This window comes from Escherichia sp. WS1265 (assembly GCF_046487585.1).
Classification (GTDB): domain Bacteria; phylum Pseudomonadota; class Gammaproteobacteria; order Enterobacterales; family Enterobacteriaceae; genus Escherichia; species Escherichia coli.
On the sequence record NZ_JBJQJE010000002.1, the window covers coordinates 41,418 to 62,217 of the forward strand.

General features: G+C 52.9%; 17 protein-coding genes. 11 read left to right on the forward strand and 6 right to left on the reverse strand.

Annotated features, from left to right (window positions below; all coding sequences use genetic code 11):
- Positions 1-56: 56 nt before the first annotated feature.
- The gene (gene degQ, locus ACJHX3_RS02530) at positions 57-1,424 is read right to left on the reverse strand and encodes a serine endoprotease DegQ (RefSeq protein WP_001316675.1); all 1,368 of its coding nucleotides are present in this window, start codon (positions 1,422-1,424) and stop codon (positions 57-59) included.
- A 153-nt stretch (positions 1,425-1,577) separates the two neighbouring features.
- Entirely contained in the window at positions 1,578-1,976 is a 399-nt protein-coding gene (zapG, locus tag ACJHX3_RS02535; RefSeq protein WP_001295270.1) for a Z-ring associated protein ZapG, read from the reverse strand.
- A 193-nt stretch (positions 1,977-2,169) separates the two neighbouring features.
- Here zapG and zapE point away from each other — a divergent pair, with 193 nt between their 5' ends.
- The 5 genes from zapE (at position 2,170) to sspB (ending at position 5,888) form a co-directional block, all read left to right on the forward strand.
- Positions 2,170-3,297 carry a cell division protein ZapE gene (zapE, locus tag ACJHX3_RS02540; RefSeq protein WP_001192328.1) on the forward strand — a complete coding sequence of 376 codons (1,128 nt, stop codon included), beginning with the start codon at positions 2,170-2,172 and terminating at the stop codon, positions 3,295-3,297.
- 218 nt (positions 3,298-3,515) lie between these two features.
- Positions 3,516-3,944, forward strand: a complete 429-nt coding sequence (rplM, locus tag ACJHX3_RS02545) for a 50S ribosomal protein L13 (protein WP_000847559.1) — start codon at positions 3,516-3,518, stop codon at positions 3,942-3,944.
- Between the two features lie 15 nt (positions 3,945-3,959).
- Positions 3,960-4,352 (forward strand): 30S ribosomal protein S9, encoded by a 393-nt coding sequence (gene rpsI / locus ACJHX3_RS02550; protein ID WP_000829818.1) that lies wholly within the window; start codon positions 3,960-3,962, stop codon positions 4,350-4,352.
- A 394-nt stretch (positions 4,353-4,746) separates the two neighbouring features.
- Positions 4,747-5,385 (forward strand): stringent starvation protein SspA, encoded by a 639-nt coding sequence (gene sspA / locus ACJHX3_RS02555; RefSeq protein ID WP_000257293.1) that lies wholly within the window; start codon positions 4,747-4,749, stop codon positions 5,383-5,385.
- 5 nt (positions 5,386-5,390) lie between these two features.
- Positions 5,391-5,888 carry a ClpXP protease specificity-enhancing factor gene (gene sspB / locus ACJHX3_RS02560; RefSeq protein ID WP_000366126.1) on the forward strand — a complete coding sequence of 166 codons (498 nt, stop codon included), beginning with the start codon at positions 5,391-5,393 and terminating at the stop codon, positions 5,886-5,888.
- A gap of 43 nt (positions 5,889-5,931) precedes the next feature.
- On the opposite strand, the gene dcuC is transcribed toward sspB, so the two are convergent.
- Complete coding sequence (gene dcuC / locus ACJHX3_RS02565; RefSeq protein WP_000466989.1) at positions 5,932-7,299, reverse strand: anaerobic C4-dicarboxylate transporter DcuC; 1,368 nt, start codon at positions 7,297-7,299, stop codon at positions 5,932-5,934.
- 379 nt (positions 7,300-7,678) lie between these two features.
- Between dcuC and nanR the strand changes: the two genes are divergently transcribed.
- The 6 genes from nanR (at position 7,679) to nanQ (ending at position 13,154) form a co-directional block, all read left to right on the forward strand.
- Positions 7,679-8,470 carry a transcriptional regulator NanR gene (nanR, locus tag ACJHX3_RS02570; protein WP_000523844.1) on the forward strand — a complete coding sequence of 264 codons (792 nt, stop codon included), beginning with the start codon at positions 7,679-7,681 and terminating at the stop codon, positions 8,468-8,470.
- Between the two features lie 121 nt (positions 8,471-8,591).
- A complete protein-coding gene (gene nanA, locus ACJHX3_RS02575) occupies positions 8,592-9,485 on the forward strand; it encodes an N-acetylneuraminate lyase (protein WP_094321974.1) in 894 nt (297 codons plus the stop codon).
- Positions 9,486-9,593: 108 nt separating this feature from the next.
- Positions 9,594-11,084: a sialic acid transporter NanT gene (gene nanT / locus ACJHX3_RS02580; protein ID WP_000108458.1), complete on the forward strand. Its 1,491-nt coding sequence runs from the start codon at positions 9,594-9,596 to the stop codon at positions 11,082-11,084.
- Positions 11,085-11,131: 47 nt separating this feature from the next.
- Complete coding sequence (locus tag ACJHX3_RS02585; RefSeq protein ID WP_000054239.1) at positions 11,132-11,821, forward strand: N-acetylmannosamine-6-phosphate 2-epimerase; 690 nt, start codon at positions 11,132-11,134, stop codon at positions 11,819-11,821.
- The gene (nanK, locus tag ACJHX3_RS02590; protein ID WP_001559999.1) at positions 11,818-12,693 is read left to right on the forward strand and encodes an N-acetylmannosamine kinase; all 876 of its coding nucleotides are present in this window, start codon (positions 11,818-11,820) and stop codon (positions 12,691-12,693) included. The genes ACJHX3_RS02585 and nanK overlap by 4 nt, the downstream gene beginning before the upstream one ends.
- Positions 12,690-13,154, forward strand: a complete 465-nt coding sequence (nanQ, locus tag ACJHX3_RS02595; RefSeq protein ID WP_000979889.1) for an N-acetylneuraminate anomerase — start codon at positions 12,690-12,692, stop codon at positions 13,152-13,154. Before nanK ends, nanQ begins: the two co-directional genes overlap by 4 nt.
- A gap of 59 nt (positions 13,155-13,213) precedes the next feature.
- Here nanQ and ACJHX3_RS02600 read toward each other — a convergent pair whose 3' ends face one another.
- The 3 genes from ACJHX3_RS02600 to gltB form a co-directional block, all read right to left on the reverse strand.
- Positions 13,214-14,341 (reverse strand): YhcG family protein, encoded by a 1,128-nt coding sequence (locus ACJHX3_RS02600; protein WP_000445119.1) that lies wholly within the window; start codon positions 14,339-14,341, stop codon positions 13,214-13,216.
- 183 nt (positions 14,342-14,524) lie between these two features.
- Positions 14,525-15,943 carry a glutamate synthase subunit GltD gene (gene gltD, locus ACJHX3_RS02605; RefSeq protein WP_000081646.1) on the reverse strand — a complete coding sequence of 473 codons (1,419 nt, stop codon included), beginning with the start codon at positions 15,941-15,943 and terminating at the stop codon, positions 14,525-14,527.
- A 12-nt stretch (positions 15,944-15,955) separates the two neighbouring features.
- Positions 15,956-20,416 (reverse strand): glutamate synthase large subunit, encoded by a 4,461-nt coding sequence (gene gltB / locus ACJHX3_RS02610; protein WP_094321975.1) that lies wholly within the window; start codon positions 20,414-20,416, stop codon positions 15,956-15,958.
- Positions 20,417-20,800 lie beyond the last annotated feature (384 nt).

Genomic DNA, 20,800 nt, shown 5'->3' on the forward strand with positions numbered 1-20,800 from the left:
AGCATACCACGAGTTAACCGGACATCACACGTCAGCCTGATGCCCGGTTTACGACATTAACGCATCAGCAGATAGATGCTTTCATTGCCGCGTACAATTTGCAGGGCGATGATGGCCGGTTTTGCCGCCAGCACTTTACGCATTTCAGCAATCGAGTTCACCCGATCGCGGTTGACGCCAATGATCACATCGTCTTTTTGCAAGCCTGCCTGAGCAGCTGGGCTTCCTTTGACAACCTCATCGATCTTAATACCTTTGCCGCCATCTTTTAGCTGACCATCGCTCAACGTTGCACCTTCCAGCGCTGGCGTGATCATTTCAGCGCTGGCCGACGAAGAGGTGCTGGTATCGAGCGTCACTTCTACTTCCAGTGGTTTGCCGTTACGCAGCAGGCCTAGCTTCACTTTCGTGCCCGGCTCGGTGGTTGCGATACGAGAGCGCAACTCAGCAAAGCTATTCAGCGGTTTGCCGTTGAGGCTGGTAATAATATCGCCCGCTTTGATGCCCGCTTTTGCCGAGCCAGAACCTGGCAACACTTCGCTGACAAACGCGCCACGCTGCACGTCAAGGTTGAAGGCTTTGGCGATATCGGCACTCATCTCTGTGCCTTTGATGCCTAACAGACCGCGTTTGATTTCACCAAAGTCGATAAGCTGCTGCGCCAGTGTTCGCGCCATATTACTGGGGATGGCAAATCCAATCCCGACGCTCCCGCCGCCAGGCGCAAGGATTGCCGTGTTGATGCCAATTAACTCACCGTTAAGGTTTAACAGTGCACCGCCGGAGTTACCGCGGTTAATGGAAGCATCTGTCTGGATAAAGTTTTCCAGACCTTCAAGATTCAACCCACTGCGGCCTAATGCGGAAACAATGCCAGAGGTGGCGGTTTGCCCAAGGCCAAATGGGTTACCGACCGCCACGGCAAAATCACCGACGCGCAATTTATCGGAGTCGGCAATAGCGATTTGCGTTAATTTGCTCGGGTTTTGAATTTGCAACAGGGCGATATCGCTCTGGTCATCGCTACCAATCAGTTTTGCATCAAACTCGCGCCCATCATTGAGCTGAATACTGATTTTCTGTGCCTGATTAATCACATGGTTGTTAGTCAGCACATAGCCTTTACTGGCGTTGATGATGACACCGGAGCCTAAACCTTCGAAGGGTTGTGCCGGTTGATCCGGTAAATCATCACCAAAAAACTTTTTGAATTCTTCCGGGATTTTCTGTCCCTGACTGGCCGTTCCTTCCACCCGTACGCTCACCACTGCCGGAAGCACTTTTTCCAGCATTGGGGCCAGACTGGGGAGAGGGGCCTGATCGGCAACCTGGCCTGGAATCGACGCAACGGCCTGAAATGACGCCGAGAGAGTTAACCCGACACTTAACGCTAATGCACTCAACAGCTGGGTTTGTTTTTTCATTATTCCTGCTCTCGTACCTGAATGATAAGAAAAGAGATTCAAAACAGTTTGATGTTATTGAATTTTCAGACGGCTAACAATGAGACACCAGATTAAATGATAGTCGGGGAGGGAAAGAAGAGGAGGGCGCAATGGCTGCGCCCGAAAAATAAATTAGTCGCGCTTCGCGCCAGTACGCAGCAGGCCGGACGCGCCTTCAGAATAGTCGCGAGGCATCTGCACCGGTGCCTGATCGTTGCTGGCTTCAGACTCTGCCAGACGATTACGGAACGGGTTTGCTTCAGCAGACAGTTCCGGCAGCAGGCTGCTGGAGCTTTTCGCCATGTGTTGATACAGCTGGCGATAGTCGTGCGCCATGGTATCCAGTAATTCCGCGCTGCGGGCAAAGTGGCTAACCAGCTCTTCGCGATACTCGTCCAGTTCAGCTTTATTCTTTTCCAGTTCGTACTGCAACGCCTGTTGCTGGCGTAGTTTACGATTACCAAAACGCATGGCCACAGCACCAATAATGATGCCGACGACTAACCCAATTAGCGCATATTCCCAGGTCATGAACATCTCCCGTTGTCTTTTGTTTCCGTAGGGTGTTGGCTTCAGGCTCCATGCCTGCGGCTGATTATGCCACTATAACCGTTAATTCCACAGAAGTGGAATCCCGACTGCATATCGCGTAGTGTAGAACGGCCTTTTTTTCGTCAACCGTGAACAACGGCGCACCGATTATTCAAGGAATAACAATAAGATCATGCAAAGCGTTACCCCAACATCGCAATACCTGAAGGCGCTCAATGAAGGCAGCCATCAACCCGACGACGTTCAAAAAGAGGCCGTCAGCCGCCTGGAAATTATTTATCAGGAACTCATCAATAGCACGCCTCCAGCCCCCAGGACGAGTGGGCTAATGGCACGGGTTGGTAAGCTGTGGGGTAAACGTGAAGACACAAAGCATACGCCAGTGCGTGGCTTATATATGTGGGGCGGGGTAGGACGCGGGAAAACCTGGCTGATGGACCTTTTCTATCAAAGCCTGCCGGGAGAGCGGAAACAGCGTCTGCACTTTCACCGTTTTATGCTGCGGGTACATGAAGAGCTAACTGCTTTGCAGGGGCAGACCGATCCGCTGGAAATTATTGCCGATCGCTTTAAAGCAGAAACTGACGTGCTCTGTTTTGACGAATTTTTTGTTTCTGATATTACCGATGCCATGCTACTTGGCGGTCTGATGAAAGCCCTGTTCGCCCGCGGTATTACCCTGGTAGCGACGTCAAATATTCCGCCGGACGAACTTTATCGAAATGGCCTACAACGTGCGTGTTTTTTGCCTGCAATCGATGCCATTAAACAGCATTGTGATGTAATGAACGTGGACGCTGGTGTTGACTATCGACTGCGTACGCTTACTCAGGCGCATCTGTGGCTTTCACCCCTCAACGATGAAACCCGGGCGCAAATGGATAAACTATGGTTGGCGCTGGCGGGGGCGAAACGAGAAAATTCACCGACGTTAGAAATCAACCATCGACCGTTGGCGACAATGGGCGTCGAGAACCAGACGCTGGCGGTCTCTTTTACTACGCTGTGCGTTGATGCCCGCAGTCAGCATGACTATATTGCGCTCTCACGCCTCTTTCACACGGTCATGTTGTTTGATGTGCCGGTCATGACGCGGTTGATGGAGAGCGAAGCGCGGCGCTTTATTGCGCTGGTGGATGAGTTTTACGAGCGCCATGTCAAATTAGTGGTGAGTGCAGAAGTGCCGCTATATGACATTTATCAGGGCGAGCGGCTGAAGTTTGAGTTCCAGCGTTGCCTGTCACGTCTGCAAGAGATGCAAAGCGAAGAGTATTTGAAGCGCGAGCATTTAGCGGGTTAAAACCTGCCACAAATCACAAAAAGGGGTCGATCTTTGACCCCGACTTCTCTATAATCCTGCGACCCCACGTTACAAGAAAGTTTTTTTCCCAAAACTTTTTGTGTGCTGGCATAGGCTATTCGAAGGGGTAGGTTTGCCGGACTTTGTCGTGTGAACCTCAACAATTGAAGACGTTTGGGTGTTCACCAACGTGTAACTATTTATTGGGTAAGCTTTTAATGAAAACTTTTACAGCTAAACCAGAAACCGTAAAACGCGACTGGTATGTTGTTGACGCGACCGGTAAAACTCTGGGCCGTCTGGCTACTGAACTGGCTCGTCGCCTGCGCGGTAAGCACAAAGCGGAATACACTCCGCACGTAGATACCGGTGATTACATCATCGTTCTGAACGCTGACAAAGTTGCTGTAACCGGCAACAAGCGTACTGACAAAGTGTACTATCACCACACCGGCCACATCGGTGGTATCAAACAAGCGACCTTTGAAGAGATGATTGCTCGCCGTCCTGAGCGTGTGATTGAAATCGCGGTTAAAGGCATGTTGCCAAAAGGCCCGCTGGGTCGTGCTATGTTCCGTAAACTGAAAGTTTACGCGGGTAACGAGCACAACCACGCGGCACAGCAACCGCAAGTTCTTGACATCTAATCGGGATTATAGGCAATGGCTGAAAATCAATACTACGGCACTGGTCGCCGCAAAAGTTCCGCAGCTCGCGTTTTCATCAAACCGGGCAACGGTAAAATCGTAATCAACCAACGTTCTCTGGAACAGTACTTCGGTCGTGAAACTGCCCGCATGGTAGTTCGTCAGCCGCTGGAACTGGTCGACATGGTTGAGAAACTGGACCTGTACATCACCGTTAAAGGTGGTGGTATCTCTGGTCAGGCTGGTGCGATCCGTCACGGTATCACCCGCGCTCTGATGGAATACGACGAGTCCCTGCGTTCTGAACTGCGTAAAGCTGGCTTCGTTACTCGTGACGCTCGTCAGGTTGAACGTAAGAAAGTCGGTCTGCGTAAAGCACGTCGTCGTCCGCAGTTCTCCAAACGTTAATTGGCTTCTGCTCCGGCAGAAAACAATTTGCGAAAAAACCCGCTTCGGCGGGTTTTTTTATGGCTAAATTCTGAATCAGCGTAAAAAATGGAAAGTTGCTTTTTGCTGCCGTCTGACAGACAGGTAAAACAAAAACCACATCGCCAATAAGGGACTAAGTCAACTATTTCAGACTAAAGCGCATCTCTTTTTCCCCATTTCCGGCATCGACTCACCACAAAGGTCGCAAAATCTGGTAAACTATCATCCAATTTTCTGCCCAAATGTCGGGTATTGCTCATTTTTTGTTTGATTTTCGAACAAAGAGAGTCGTTCCTTACTGGGTAACACAACTTCTGACTGGCCACCTGGTGGCTGGTAGCAGTAAAAATTCTGACTATACCTGGAGGTTTTCATGGCTGTCGCTGCCAACAAACGTTCGGTAATGACGCTGTTTTCCGGTCCTACTGACATCTATAGCCATCAGGTCCGCATTGTGCTGGCTGAGAAAGGTGTAAGTTTCGAGATCGAACACGTGGAAAAGGACAATCCGCCTCAGGATCTGATTGACCTCAACCCGAATCAGAGCGTTCCGACCCTGGTGGATCGTGAGCTGACCCTGTGGGAATCTCGCATCATTATGGAATATCTGGATGAGCGTTTCCCGCATCCGCCACTGATGCCTGTTTACCCGGTAGCTCGCGGTGAAAGCCGTCTGTACATGCATCGCATCGAAAAAGATTGGTACACGCTGATGAACACCATCATCAACGGTTCAGCTTCTGAAGCAGATGCCGCACGTAAGCAACTGCGCGAAGAACTGCTGGCGATTGCGCCGGTCTTCGGTCAGAAGCCGTACTTCCTGAGCGATGAGTTCAGCCTGGTCGATTGCTACCTTGCTCCGCTGCTGTGGCGTTTGCCGCAACTGGGCATCGAGTTCAGCGGCCCGGGTGCGAAAGAGCTGAAAGGCTATATGACCCGCGTCTTTGAGCGTGACTCTTTCCTTGCTTCTTTAACTGAAGCTGAACGTGAAATGCGTCTGGGCCGGAGTTAATCTGTATGGATTTGTCACAGCTAACACCACGTCGTCCCTATCTGCTGCGTGCATTCTATGAGTGGTTGCTGGATAACCAGCTCACGCCGCACCTGGTGGTGGATGTGACGCTCCCTGGCGTGCAGGTTCCTATGGAATATGCGCGTGACGGGCAAATCGTACTCAACATTGCGCCGCGAGCTGTCGGCAATCTGGAACTGGCGAATGATGAGGTGCGCTTTAACGCGCGCTTTGGTGGCATTCCGCGTCAGGTTTCTGTGCCGCTGGCTGCCGTGCTGGCTATCTACGCCCGTGAAAATGGCGCAGGCACGATGTTTGAACCTGAAGCTGCCTACGATGAAGATGCCAGCATCATGAATGATGAAGAGGCATCGGCAGACAACGAAACCGTTATGTCGGTTATTGATGGCGACAAGCCAGATCACGATGATGACACTCATCCTGACGATGAACCACCGCAGCCACCACGTGGTGGTCGACCAGCATTACGCGTTGTGAAGTAATACTAAAACAGGCCCTGGCGGCCTGTTTTGTCTTTTTAATGACTTAATAAAATAGCGTGATTGTGGCAATCATATTCACCACGAAACCGACTGCCATGGGGATCGCTGTCCGCTTCACTACCGCAAAAGGCGAAACGCCTGCAATTCCTGACGTAACGACCACCACCGCAGTAATCGGCGAAACAGCGCGCGCTAGCGTCGTGGCAAAATGCATCGGCATAATCATTACAACCGCTGGTACATGTAGTCCGGCTGCGATATTCGGAATAAGACTGGCAAATGACATAAACGGCGCATTGCCTGAGCCCATCACAATGGCACAAATGGCAATGACCAGCGCCATAATAATCATCACGCCAATACCGCCCAGGCCAGAATGCTCCGCACCCCTGATAACCGCATCGACAGTGCCAATCGTCGTTAAGCCTTTCGCAAATATTTCACCCGCGACCACCAGCGTTACCACGTTGGCAAACTGCGTACCCATGCCGTCAAAAAACGCCTGCACATCGTCCATTGTTTCGCGCAAGTTATGCTTGCGGAAGAACTCAACAAACATCGTCACCGTCAAACTCAGTAACATCACCACCACCAGATGCAGTTCTGACTGCATCAGCCCGACGTGGGCAAGGAACAGCGAGCCGAGCATCAGGATTAACGGCATCACCGGTAAAATGGCGTAATAGAGCGGCGGGACATTATCGAGAGCTTTTTGCTCTGCCTGTTCGTGATTGATATTTTTATCTTTTTTGTCGAAAGCGCGTTGCACGAAAAAGTGGGAGATCGCCACCGAGATAATGACACAAGAGGCGACCGGAAGCTGGTAGTGGAAGAAGTAAGTGGCAATTTTCATTCCCGCTACCTGGGCAGCAAAAATGGAGTTCGTTTCCAGAATCCCCCACTCAATGGACATCGTGGTTGCGATAACCGCCACCGCAGAGAGGCGACTTACTCCCAGACTCACCAGCGTCGGAAATAAGGTGACCATCAGCAACATACCCAGACCGGAGGCGCTGGTAATAAACTGCGCCATGATTTGGCCGATGACGTAAGTTGCCGACAGAATAATATACGGCGAGCGAATGAGTTTTAACGGGCGGCTTAACAAGCTCACCATCGCGCGACTTGCCCCTATGCGCTCCATATAGCGGGCATAACCGCCCACTGCCATAATCGACAGCCCCAATCCGGCAATGCGGTTGGACAGCATGCGCAGGATTTCATTATAAATATCGACGATCAAGTAGCCGCTGCTTTTGGCGGGATCGAGCACACCACCGAACCCTAACCAGACACCGCACATCATCAGGAAGATACCTGCGGCAGCCAGCACCACCTGAGGTTTGTAGTTTTTCAGGATCAAATAGCCCATCGTAATTAATACGATGACAGATATAATTATGCCGAACATTGTTGAACTCCGTGTCAAAAGAAAACGGTCAATCCCATAAACGGCAGATTGAAAACAATGATGTTATATTTTTTGCAAGGCTATTTATGGTGCGGATGTCGTGTTTTTAATTGTAGGTGAGGTGATTTTTCATTAAAAAATATGCGCTTATGATTATTTTGTAAGAACACATTCATAATATTCATAATGCTCGTGAATAGTCTTATAAATAATTCAATCGGGATGTTTTTATCTGCGTTACATTAATTTTTCGCAATAGTTAATTATTCCGTTAATTATGGTAATGATGAGGCACAAAGAGAAAACCCTGCCATTTTCCCCTACTTTCAATCCTGTGATAGGATGTCACTGATGATGTTAATCACACTGACCTTACAGAATGGGCCTTATGAACGCATTTGATTCGCAAACCGAAGATTCTTCACCTGCAATTGGTCGCAACTTGCGTAGCCGCCCGCTGGCGCGTAAAAAACTCTCCGAAATGGTGGAAGAAGAGCTGGAACAGATGATCCGCCGTCGTGAATTTGGCGAAGGTGAACAATTACCGTCTGAACGCGAACTGATGGCGTTCTTTAATGTCGGGCGTCCTTCGGTGCGTGAAGCGCTGGCAGCGTTAAAACGTAAAGGTCTGGTGCAAATAAACAACGGCGAACGCGCTCGCGTCTCACGTCCTTCTGCGGACACCATCATCGGCGAGCTTTCCGGCATGGCGAAAGATTTCCTTTCTCATCCTGGCGGGATTGCCCATTTCGAACAATTACGTCTGTTCTTTGAATCCAGCCTGGTGCGCTATGCGGCTGAACACGCCACCGATGAGCAAATCGATTTGCTGGCAAAAGCACTGGAAATCAACAGTCAGTCGCTTGATAACAACGCGGCATTCATTCGTTCAGACGTTGATTTCCACCGCGTGCTGGCGGAGATCCCCGGTAACCCAATCTTCATGGCGATCCACGTTGCCCTGCTCGACTGGCTGATCGCCGCACGTCCAACCGTGGCTGATCAGGCTCTGCACGAGCATAATAACGTTAGCTATCAACAGCATATTGCGATCGTTGACGCGATCCGCCGCCACGATCCCGATGAAGCCGATCGCGCGTTGCAATCGCATCTCAACAGCGTCTCTGCTACCTGGCACGCCTTCGGTCAGACCACCAACAAAAAGAAATAATGCCACTTTAGTGAAGCAGATCGCATTATAAGCTTTCTGTATGGGGTGTTGCTTAATTGATCTGGTATAACAGGTATAAAGGTATATCGTTTATCAGACAAGCATCACTTCAGAGGTATTTATGGCAACGAATTTACGTGGCGTAATGGCCGCACTCCTGACTCCTTTTGACCAACAACAAGCACTGGATAAAGCGAGTCTGCGTCGCCTGGTTCAGTTCAATATTCAGCAGGGCATCGACGGTTTATACGTGGGTGGTTCTACCGGCGAAGCCTTTGTACAAAGCCTTTCCGAGCGTGAACAGGTACTGGAAATCGTCGCCGAAGAGGCGAAAGGCAAGATTAAACTCATCGCCCACGTTGGTTGCGTCAGCACTGCTGAAAGCCAACAACTTGCGGCATCGGCTAAACGTTATGGCTTCGATGCCGTCTCCGCCGTCACGCCGTTCTACTATCCTTTCAGCTTTGAAGAACACTGCGATCACTATCGGGCAATTATTGATTCGGCGGATGGGTTGCCGATGGTGGTGTACAACATTCCTGCCCTGAGCGGGGTAAAACTAACCCTGGATCAGATCAACACCCTGGTTACGCTGCCTGGTGTCGGCGCGCTGAAACAGACCTCTGGCGATCTCTATCAGATGGAACAGATCCGTCGTGAACATCCTGATCTGGTGCTCTATAACGGTTACGACGAAATCTTCGCCTCTGGTCTTCTGGCGGGCGCTGATGGTGGTATCGGTAGTACCTACAACATTATGGGCTGGCGTTATCAGGGGATTGTGAAGGCGCTGAAAGAAGGCGATATCCAGACCGGGCAGAAGCTGCAAACCGAATGTAATAAAGTCATTGATTTACTGATCAAAACGGGCGTATTCCGCGGCCTGAAAACGGTCCTGCATTATATGGATGTCGTTTCTGTGCCGCTGTGCCGCAAACCGTTTGGTCCGGTAGATGAAAAATATCTGCCAGAACTGAAAGCGCTGGCCCAGCAGTTGATGCAAGAGCGCGGGTGAGTTGTTTCCCCTCGCTCGCCCCTACCGGGTGAGGGGAAATAAACGCATCTGTACCCTACAATTTTCATACCAAAGCGTGTGGGCATCGCCCACCGCGGGAGACTCACAATGAGTACTACAACCCAGAATATCCCGTGGTATCGCCATCTCAATCGTGCACAATGGCGGGCATTTTCCGCTGCCTGGTTGGGATATCTGCTTGACGGTTTTGATTTCGTTTTAATCGCCCTGGTACTCACCGAAGTACAAGGTGAATTCGGGCTGACGACGGTGCAGGCGGCAAGTCTGATCTCCGCAGCCTTTATCTCTCGCTGGTTCGGCGGCCTGATGCTCGGCGCTATGGGTGACCGCTACGGGCGTCGTCTGGCAATGGTCACCAGCATCGTTCTCTTCTCGGCCGGGACGCTGGCCTGCGGCTTTGCGCCAGGCTACATCACCATGTTTATCGCTCGTCTGGTCATCGGCATGGGGATGGCGGGTGAATACGGTTCCAGCGCCACCTATGTCATTGAAAGCTGGCCAAAACATCTGCGTAATAAAGCCAGTGGTTTTCTGATTTCCGGCTTCTCTGTGGGGGCCGTCGTTGCCGCTCAGGTCTATAGCCTGGTGGTTCCGGTCTGGGGCTGGCGTGCGCTGTTCTTTATCGGCATTTTGCCAATCATCTTTGCTCTCTGGCTGCGTAAAAACATCCCGGAAGCGGAAGACTGGAAAGAGAAACATGCTGGTAAAGCACCAGTACGCACGATGGTAGATATTCTCTACCGTGGTGAACATCGCATTGCCAATATCGTAATGACACTGGCGGCGGCTACTGCGCTGTGGTTCTGCTTCGCCGGTAACCTGCAAAATGCCGCAATCGTCGCTGTTCTCGGGCTGTTATGCGCCGCAATCTTTATCAGCTTTATGGTACAGAGTACGGGCAAACGCTGGCCAACGGGCGTAATGCTGATGGTGGTCGTGTTGTTTGCTTTCCTCTATTCATGGCCGATTCAGGCACTGCTGCCAACGTATCTGAAAACCGATCTGGCTTATAACCCGCATACTGTCGCCAATGTGCTGTTCTTTAGTGGCTTTGGCGCGGCGGTGGGGTGCTGCGTCGGTGGCTTCCTCGGTGACTGGCTGGGAACCCGCAAAGCGTACGTTTGTAGTCTGCTGGCCTCGCAGCTACTGATTATTCCAGTATTTGCGATTGGCGGCGCAAACGTCTGGGTGCTCGGTCTGTTACTGTTCTTCCAGCAAATGCTTGGACAAGGGATCGCCGGGATCTTACCGAAACTGATTGGCGGTTATTTCGATACCGACCAGCGTGCAGCGGGCCTGGGCTTTACCTACAACGTCGGCGCATTGGGCGGTGCACTGGCCCCAATCATCGGCGCGTTGATCGCTCAACGTCTGGATCTGGGTACTGCGCTGGCATCGCTCTCGTTCAGTCTGACATTTGTGGTGATCCTGCTGATTGGTCTGGATATGCCTTCCCGCGTTCAGCGTTGGCTGCGCCCGGAAGCATTGCGTACTCATGACGCTATCGACGGCAAACCATTTAGCGGTGCCGTGCCATTTGGCCGCGCCAAAAACGATTTAGTCAAAACCAAAAGTTAATCCTGTTGCCCGGTCTCTGTACCGGGCCTTTCGCTAAGGGAAGATGTATGTCGTTACTTGCACAACTGGATCAAAAAATCGCTGCTAACGGTGGCCTGATTGTCTCCTGCCAGCCGGTTCCGGACAGCCCGCTCGATAAACCCGAAATCGTCGCCGCCATGGCATTAGCTGCAGAGCAGGCGGGTGCGGTCGCCATTCGCATTGAAGGTGTGGCAAATCTGCAAGCCACGCGTGCGGTGGTGAGTGTGCCGATTATCGGGATTGTGAAACGCGATCTGGAGGATTCTCCGGTACGCATCACGGCCTATATTGAAGATGTCGATGCGCTGGCGCAGGCAGGCGCGGACATTATCGCCATTGACGGCACCGATCGTCCGCGTCCGGTGCCTGTTGAAACGTTGCTGGCACGTATTCACCATCACGGTTTACTGGCGATGACCGACTGTTCCACGCCGGAAGACGGCCTGGCATGCCAAAAGCTGGGAGCCGAAATTATTGGCACTACGCTTTCTGGCTATACCACGCCTGAAACGCCAGAAGAGCCGGATCTGGCGCTGGTGAAAACGTTGAGCGACGCCGGATGTCGGGTGATTGCCGAAGGGCGTTACAACACGCCTGCTCAGGCGGCAGATGCGATGCGCCACGGCGCGTGGGCGGTGACGGTCGGTTCTGCCATAACGCGTCTTGAACACATTTGTCAGTGGTACAACACAGCGATGAAAAAGGCGGTGCTATGACCACACTGGCGATTGATATCGGCGGTACTAAACTTGCCGCCGCGCTGATTGGCGCTGACGGGCAGATCCGCGATCGTCGTGAGCTTCCTACGCCAGCCAGCCAGACACCAGAAGCCTTGCGTGATGCCTTATCCGCATTAGTCTCTCCGTTGCAAGCTCATGCGCAGAGGGTTGCTATCGCTTCAACCGGAATTATTCGCGACGGCAGCTTGCTGGCGCTAAATCCGCATAATCTTGGTGGATTGCTACACTTTCCGTTAGTCAAAACACTGGAGCAGCTTACCGATTTGCCGACCATTGCCATTAACGACGCGCAGGCCGCAGCATGGGCGGAGTATCAGGCGCTGGAAGGCGATATAACCGAGATGGTGTTTATCACCGTTTCCACTGGCGTCGGCGGCGGTGTAGTGAGCGGCGGCAAACTGCTTACCGGCCCTGGCGGTCTGGCGGGGCATATCGGGCATACGCTTGCCGATCCGCATGGTCCAGTCTGCGGCTGTGGACGCACAGGTTGCGTGGAGGCGATTGCTTCTGGTCGCGGCATTGCAGCGGCAGCGCAGGGGGAGTTGGCTGGTGCGAATGCGAAAACTATTTTCACGCACGCCGGGCAGGGCGATGAGCAGGCGCAGCAACTGATTCACCGCTCCGCGCATGTGCTGGCAAGGCTGATCGCTGATATTAAAGCCACAACTGATTGCCAGTGCGTGGTGGTCGGTGGCAGCGTTGGTCTGGCAGAAGGGTATCTGGCGTTGGTGGAAACGTATCTGGCACAGGAGCCAGCGGCATTTCATGTTGATTTACTGGCGGCGCACTACCGCCATGATGCAGGTTTACTTGGGGCTGCGCTGTTGGCCCAGGGAGAAAAATTATGATGATGGGTGAAGTACAGTCATTACCGTCTGCCGGATTACATCCTGCGTTACAGGACGCGTTAACACTAGCCTTAGCTGCCAGACCGCAAGAAAAAGCGCCGGGTCGTTACGAATTACAGGGCGACAATATCTTTATGAATGTCATGACGTTTAACACTCAATCGCCCGTTGAGAAAAAAGCGGAGCTGCACGAGCAATACATTGATATCCAGCTGTTATTAAACGGTGAGGAACGGATTCTGTTTGGCACGGCAGGCACTGCGCGTCAGTGTGAAGAGTTCCACCATGAGGATGATTACCAGCTTTGCAGCGCCATTGAGAACGAGCAAACCATCATCTTAAAACCGGGAATGTTTGCCGTGTTTATGCCTGGAGAACCGCATAAGCCGGGATGCGTTGTCGGCGAACCTGGTGAGATTAAAAAGGTGGTAGTGAAGGTTAAGGCTGATTTAATGGCTTAAAACTTAGTTCGTTTTAAAGATTCTGCAGACACTGTCTGCAGAATTCGAAATTGCTGAAATTATCGGCGTCTATAGCCTTCCTCTAGCACCGCCTGTGTTCGAACGAGTTCATCCGCGAGTCGTTTTTCATCAGGTAGTTGCATCTTATATTCGCTCGCCAGAACGGTGTTAGGCAAACCTGCCAGAGCATAATGTGCTTCTCCGGCTCCTTTCTCTGCACAGAGAACCAGACCGATGGGCGGATTTTCATCCGGTAGCGTCCAGTGCTCTTTGGCGTAGTTGAGATACATATTCATCTGTCCGGCATCGCTATAGCTAAATTTGCCCACTTTTAGATCGACGATTAGCAGGCAGCGTAAACGGCGGTGGAAAAACAGCAGATCGACCCGAAACCAGTTGTCATCAATGCGTAACCTTCGCTGCCGACCAACAAAGGCAAAATCATCCCCAAGTTCCAGCATGAAATCCATCAGGTGGTTGATCAGCGCCTCCTCAAAATCAGATTCTGAGTATTCATCTTTCAACTCCAGAAATTCGAGCACAAAGGGATCGCGTATCGCCTGTTGCGGAAGAATATGCATCTCGGCAGGAGCGTGTTGTTGCAGCATGGCTGATTTGTCATGTGACAGTAGTGTTCGCTCATAAAATTGGGTCGCAATTTGCCGCTCTAGCTGGCGAACAGACCAGCCACAGCGGAGCGTCTCTTTTTCATAAAAGCTGCGGGCGTCAGCGTTTTTAACAGAAAGCAAACGGACGTAAGTGGACCAGGGCAGGGGGAAAGATTTGGCAGACAGCGTCTGCCAAATCTTTGCCGATGGGAATTCTGCAGATGGTGTCTGCGGAATTCCCAATGGTGTTAATTCGCCAGACACTGTCTGGCGAATTTCAACATGTTGAAAAAAGAGGTAAAAAAGCCTCATTTGGCGTAAGTTTTTTGCAGAGAACCCACGCTTAAACCTTAGACTTAAATCCTTTGATAGTCGCTTGATTAGCTGCGCACCATACGCAGCCCTGGCCTCGCCACCTTGTTCAAATTCGACAATTCGTCGGCCAATTTCCCAGTATGTCGCGGTCATCAGCGCGTTAACGCTACGTACCGTTTCCGTTCGGGCGCTATCGACCAGATGAATAATGCCGTCGTGGATTTGCTGGTAGCCTGCTGTGGTTCCTTCTGAGAGCGATTCCATTATCTGTCCCTTAATATGGCGCAGTGTTGAATAATGGAATCAGCTATACGCCGGGCATCTGCCGGTAACAATCCAGATGTGCGTATTACATTGGTTTTCTTCAGATTATGCGAGGCGCTTTCCAGAACGAAAGGAGAATTTCAGCGCCGACTCTTTTCTGAGGAGGCGGCGCTGGGACAGAGCTTAAACTTCCAGCCAGTTCATAATGCCGTCTGCCGCTTTGCGACCTTCGGCGATGGCGGTAACGACCAGATCGGAACCACGGACGATATCGCCGCCAGCAAAGATTTTCGGGTTACTGGTCTGGAAGGCGTTGTCGCTGCCTTCCGGGGCGATGATGCGGCCTTGTGAATCCAGCTCGACGCTGTGTTTTGCCAGCCATTCCATGTTGTGTGGACGGAAACCAAACGCCATGATCACCGCATCTGCCGGAACGATATGTTCGGAACCTGCCACGATCTCCGCGCGGCGACGGCCTTTGGCATCCGGTTCGCCCATTTCGGTACGTACCATTTTTACGCCGCTGACTTTGCCGTTACCGTTCACTTCAATCCCCAGTGGCTGGACATTGAATTTGAACTCTACGCCTTCTTCTCGCGCGTTTTTCACTTCGCGGCGGGAACCTGGCATGTTCTCTTCATCACGACGATAGGCACAGGTAACGTGCTTCGCTCCCTGGCGTACAGACGTACGCACGCAGTCCATCGCAGTGTCGCCACCGCCAAGTACCACCACGCGTTTGCCTTCCATGCTGACGAACGGTTCTTCGCGGGTTTCGCCAAAGCCCATTAACTGTTTGGTGTTGGCGATAAGGAACGGCAGCGCTGCGTACACGCCATCGGCGTCTTCGTTTTCCAGCCCGCCGCGCATTGACTGATAAGTCCCGACGCCAAGGAACACGGCATCGTAATCACTCAGCAGATCGTCCAGCTGTACGTCGCGGCCCACTTCGGTATTGAGTTTGAATTCAATACCCATGCCGGTGAAGATTTCACGGCGGCGCGTCATTACCTCTTTTTCCAGCTTGAAAGCCGGAATACCGAAGGTCAGCAATCCGCCAATTTCCGGGTGACGGTCGAAGACGACCGCTTTTACGCCGTTGCGCGTCAGAACATCCGCACACGCCAGACCCGCCGGGCCAGCGCCGATAATCGCCACTTTTTTACCGGTCTGTTTCACGCCGGACAGATCCGGACGCCAGCCCATTTCGAACGCTTTATCGTTGATATAACGCTCAATGTTGCCGATGGTCACAGCGCCAAACTCATCGTTCAGGGTGCAGGAACCTTCGCACAGACGGTCTTGCGGGCAGACACGTCCGCATACTTCCGGCAGGGTGTTGGTCTGGTGCGACAGTTCCGCCGCTTCAAAAATACGCCCCTCGTTGGCGAGCTTCAGCCAGTTCGGGATGTAGTTGTGTACCGGGCATTTCCACTCGCAGTATGGGTTGCCGCACGACAGGCAGCGGTCAGCCTGCGCTTTGGCCTGGCCTTCGGAAAACGGCTCGTAAATTTCAACAAACTCAATTTTACGGATCTTCAGCGGTTTCTTTGGCGGATCAACGCGCTGCAGGTCGATAAATTGATAAACATTCTGACTCATTGTTGCTACCCCTTACTGCGCCTGCACGCGCAACTCTGCTGCGCTACGACTACGGTGACCCAGCAGTGCTTTTACATCACTGGACTTCGGTTTAACCAGCGCGAATTTCGTGGCGAAGGTTGACCAGTTCGCCAGAATCTCTTCACCGCGCTGGGAACCGGTATGCTGCACATGCTCGGTGATAAGACCGCGCAGATGCTCTTCATGGATCGCCAGATCGTCAACGCTTAAGACCTCGACCAGTTCCGGGTTAACGCGTTTGCGGAAATCGCCGCTTTCATCGAGAACGTAAGCGAAGCCTCCGGTCATACCCGCGCCGAAATTCACGCCGGTTTTACCCAGAATACAGACAATACCGCCCGTCATATATTCACAGCCATTGTCGCCAATGCCTTCTACCACGGTGATAGCACCGGAGTTCCGCACGCCGAAACGTTCACCCGCGCGGCCTGCGGCATACAGACGACCACCGGTCGCGCCATACAGGCAGGTGTTGCCGATAATACTTGCTTCATGGCTGCGGAAGGCTGAGCCAACCGGAGGGCGAATGGCGATTAAGCCGCCCGCCATGCCTTTACCGACATAGTCGTTGGCATCACCGGTCAGGTACAGTTCCACGCCGCCCGCGTTCCACACACCGAAGCTCTGGCCTGCGGTGCCGTTGAAGTACGCTTTGATCGGATCGGCTGCCAGACCCTGATCGCCGTGCGTCTGGGCGATATAGCCTGAAAGCGACGCGCCGACAGAACGGTCGGTGTTGCGAATATCGAACCAGAAGGTTTTGCTCTGACGCTCATCGACAAACGGTTTTGCCTGTTGCAGCAACTGTGCGTTCAGCAGGCCGTTATCAAACGGCGGGTTGTTTTCGGTACAGTAGAGCGCCTTACCTGGATGCGGCTCAGCGGTCTCCAGCAGTTTCGACAGCGCCAGTTTCTGCTGTTTGGCGGTGAAACCGTCCAGCTCTTTCAGCAGGTCGGTGCGACCAATCAGATCCACCAGACGCGTTACCCCCAGCTGTGCCATCAGCTCGCGGGTTTCACGGGCGATAAACTCAAAGTAATTGGTCACCTTGAACGGCAGGCCGTGATAGTGATTCTTACGCAGTTTGTCATCCTGAGTTGCTACACCCGTGGCGCAGTTGTTCAGATGGCAAATTCGCAGATATTTACAACCGAGCGCGACCATTGGGCCAGTGCCGAAGCCGAAGCTTTCTGCGCCGAGAATCGCCGCTTTGATGATATCAACGCCCGTTTTCAGGCCGCCATCAACCTGCAAACGAATTTTATGACGTAAACCGTTGGCAACCAGCGCCTGTTGGGTTTCAACAAGCCCCAGCTCCCACGGACAGCCTGCGTATTTCACCGATGAAAGCGGACTTGCGCCGGTGCCGCCGTCATAGCCTGCGATGGTGATTAAATCGGCATAAGCTTTCGCCACGCCAGTCGCGATGGTGCCTACTCCCGGTTCGGAAACCAGCTTCACGGAGATCATCGCTTTCGAGTTAACCTGCTTGAGGTCGAAAATAAGCTGCGCTAAGTCCTCGATAGAGTAGATATCATGGTGCGGCGGCGGGGAGATCAGCGTCACTCCGGGCACCGAATAGCGCAGTTTGGCGATGTAAGGCGTGACTTTATCGCCCGGTAACTGACCGCCTTCGCCCGGCTTCGCGCCCTGGGCGACTTTAATCTGAATGACGTCGGCATTGACCAGGTACGCCGGAGTAACGCCGAAGCGACCGGACGCCACCTGCTTGATGCGCGACACTTTGTTAGTGCCATAGCGCGCCGGGTCTTCGCCGCCTTCACCGGAGTTCGAGTTACCGCCGATGCTGTTCATCGCTTCAGCCAGCGCCTCGTGGGCTTCCGGGCTTAACGCGCCGATAGACATCGCAGCGGTATCGAAGCGTTTAAACAGTTCGCTTGCCGGTTCAACATCGGCAATGTTGACTGCGTTTTCACCCGGCGTAATTGCCAGCAGATCGCGTAGCGTGGTTGCCGGACGCTCATTAACCAGCTTCGCGTATTCCTGATAGTCGCTATACTCGCCGCTTTGTACCGCCTGCTGCAGTGTGCGCACCACGTCCGGGTTGTAGGCGTGGTATTCGCCGCCGTGCACATATTTCAGCAGGCCGCCCTGGCTGATGGGCTTGCGCGCCAGCCAGGCACGTTTCGACAGATTCAGCAGATCCTGCTGGAAGTCTTCAAAGCTCGCCCCGCCAATGCGGCTAACCGCGCCCTGGAAGCACAGGCCTACGACATCATCGTGCAGACCGACCGCTTCAAACAGTTTCGAGCAGCGGTAAGAGGCGATGGTGGAGATGCCCATTTTGGACATGATTTTGTACAAGCCTTTGTTGATGCCGTTACGGTAGTTGAGCATCACGGTACGATAATCTTTGGCAATCGCGTGGGTGTCTACCAGGCGGCCCAGCGTTTCATAGGCAAGGTACGGATAAATAGCCGTCGCACCGAAGCCCAGCAACACGGCGAAATGGTGCGGATCGCGGGCGCTGGCGGTTTCGACGATGATGTTGGCATCGCAACGCAGGCTTTGCTCGACCAGACGGGTCTGGATCGCGCCAACCGCCATCGGGGCTGGAACCGGCAGGCGATCTTTAGCGATATTCCTGTCGGAGAGCACCAGCAACACGGTGCCGCTACGTACCATTTTTTCAGCTTTGTCGCACAGCTCTTTGACCGTCGCTTCGAGCGTGGTTTTGGTGACGTCAAAGGTGATATCCAGTGTATCTGCGCGGTAGTGCTCCTCTTTCATCGTCGTGAGCTGTTTGAAATCGGAGTAGAGCAGAATCGGCGATTTAAAACTTAAACGGTGCGCCTGGCCCTCTGCTTCACAGAAGACGTTCATTTCACGCCCGATGCTGGTGGCGAGCGACATAACATGCGCTTCACGCAGCGGGTCGATTGGCGGGTTAGTCACTTGGGCAAATTGCTGGCGGAAGTAATCGTAAATAATGCGCGGCTGACTGGAGAGCACGGCGAATGGGGTGTCGTCGCCCATCGAACCGACCGCTTCCTGACCGTTTTCGCCCAGTACGCGAATTACGGAGTCCAGTTCTTCCGCGCTGTAGTTAAACTGTTTCTGGTAGCTGGCAAGTGTGTCGTCGTCCAGTTCGCGGCTACCCACTTCTTCATCGGGCAGATCTTCAAACGGTACCAGTCGGCGGACGTTTTTCTCCATCCACTCTTTATATGGATGGCGGCTTTTCAGATCGTCATCGGTTTCTGCCGAGTGCAGAATACGCCCACTGCGGGTGTCGATAACCATCAGTTCGCCTGGCCCGACGCGGCCTTTTTCGACCACTTCGTCAGGCTGATAATCCCAGATACCGACTTCAGAGGCGCAAGTAATGAGCTTATCTTTGGTGATGACGTAGCGCGCCGGACGCAGACCGTTACGGTCGAGGTTACAGGCGGCAAAACGACCGTCAGACATCACGATGCCTGCCGGGCCATCCCACGGCTCCATATGCATGGAGTTAAAGTCAAAGAAGGCGCGCAGTTCCGGGTCCATATCCGGGTTGTTCTGCCAGGCAGGTGGCACTAATAGACGCATGGCACGGATGATATCCATCCCGCCTGCCAGCAGGAGTTCCAGCATGTTATCCATCGAACTGGAGTCAGAACCGGTTTCGTTGACGAACGGCGCGGCGTCGTGCATGTCAGGGATCAGCGGCGTCTGGAATTTATAGGTACGTGCGCGCGCCCATTGGCGGTTACCGGTGATGGTGTTGATTTCACCGTTATGCGCCAGGTAGCGGAACGGCTGCGCCAGCGGCCAGCGCGGTACGGTGTTAGTGGAGAAGCGCTGGTGGAACAGGCAAATGGCCGATTCCAGACGCAGGTCCGCAAGATCCAGATAAAAGCGCGGCAGATCCGCCGGCATACACAGACCTTTATAAATATTGACCAGATTCGACAGGCTACAGACGTAGAAGTCTTTGTCGGCTTCGAGACGCTTTTCAATGCGGCGGCGGGCGATAAACAGACGGCGCTCCATATCGCGCGGACGCCAGCCTGCCGGGGCGTTCACAAAAATTTGCTCAATGCGTGGCAGAGAGGAGAGGGCGATTTCACCCAGCACGCCTTCGTTAGTGGGGACATCACGCCAGCCCACAATCGACAACGTTTCGCGTTGCAGCTCTTCTTCAACGATGCGGCGTGCGGCAGCGGCGAGCTCAGGATCTTTATTCAGGAAGAGCATCCCGACGGCGTAGTTTTTCGCTAAACGCCAGCCGCGCTCCTGCGCAACGATGCGAAAAAAGCGATCCGGTTTTTGTAACAGCAAGCCGCAACCGTCACCGGTTTTACCATCGGCGAGAATCGCGCCACGGTGCTGCATGCGGGCCAGTGCGTGTATTGCAGTACGCACTACCTTGTGGCTAGGTTCGCCTTCTATGTGGGCGATCAGGCCGAAACCACAGTTATCCCTCTCAAGGGATTTATCGTACAACATATCGTGAACCTCCCCCAGGCTCTGCGGGAACCCCACTTCCGAACCGCTGCGCACGGGCACAGAAAGAGCGTGGCGACGGGGGTTGCGTGTCATACGCGCGCCTCGCATTCGCCCCCTTGTTGTCCTTTTCGCATCGGTTAATACGGTGAAGAGGGGATCTCAATTACTGCATAAATATGATGAGCAGGCTGCTCATCCAGAAAGCTTCCAGCGGATTTCCAACTTATCGGGAAAGCTGATACAGGTCAAATGGCAAGCTTATTGGTACAGAAATGTGCTTTAGCGCAAAATTCTTTATTAATTAGCTGAAATTAAAATAGATTTTCTCTTTAAGGCTAAAAGGGGAGTCGTTAGAGAAACTGCCAATTCCTGACTGTCATAAAG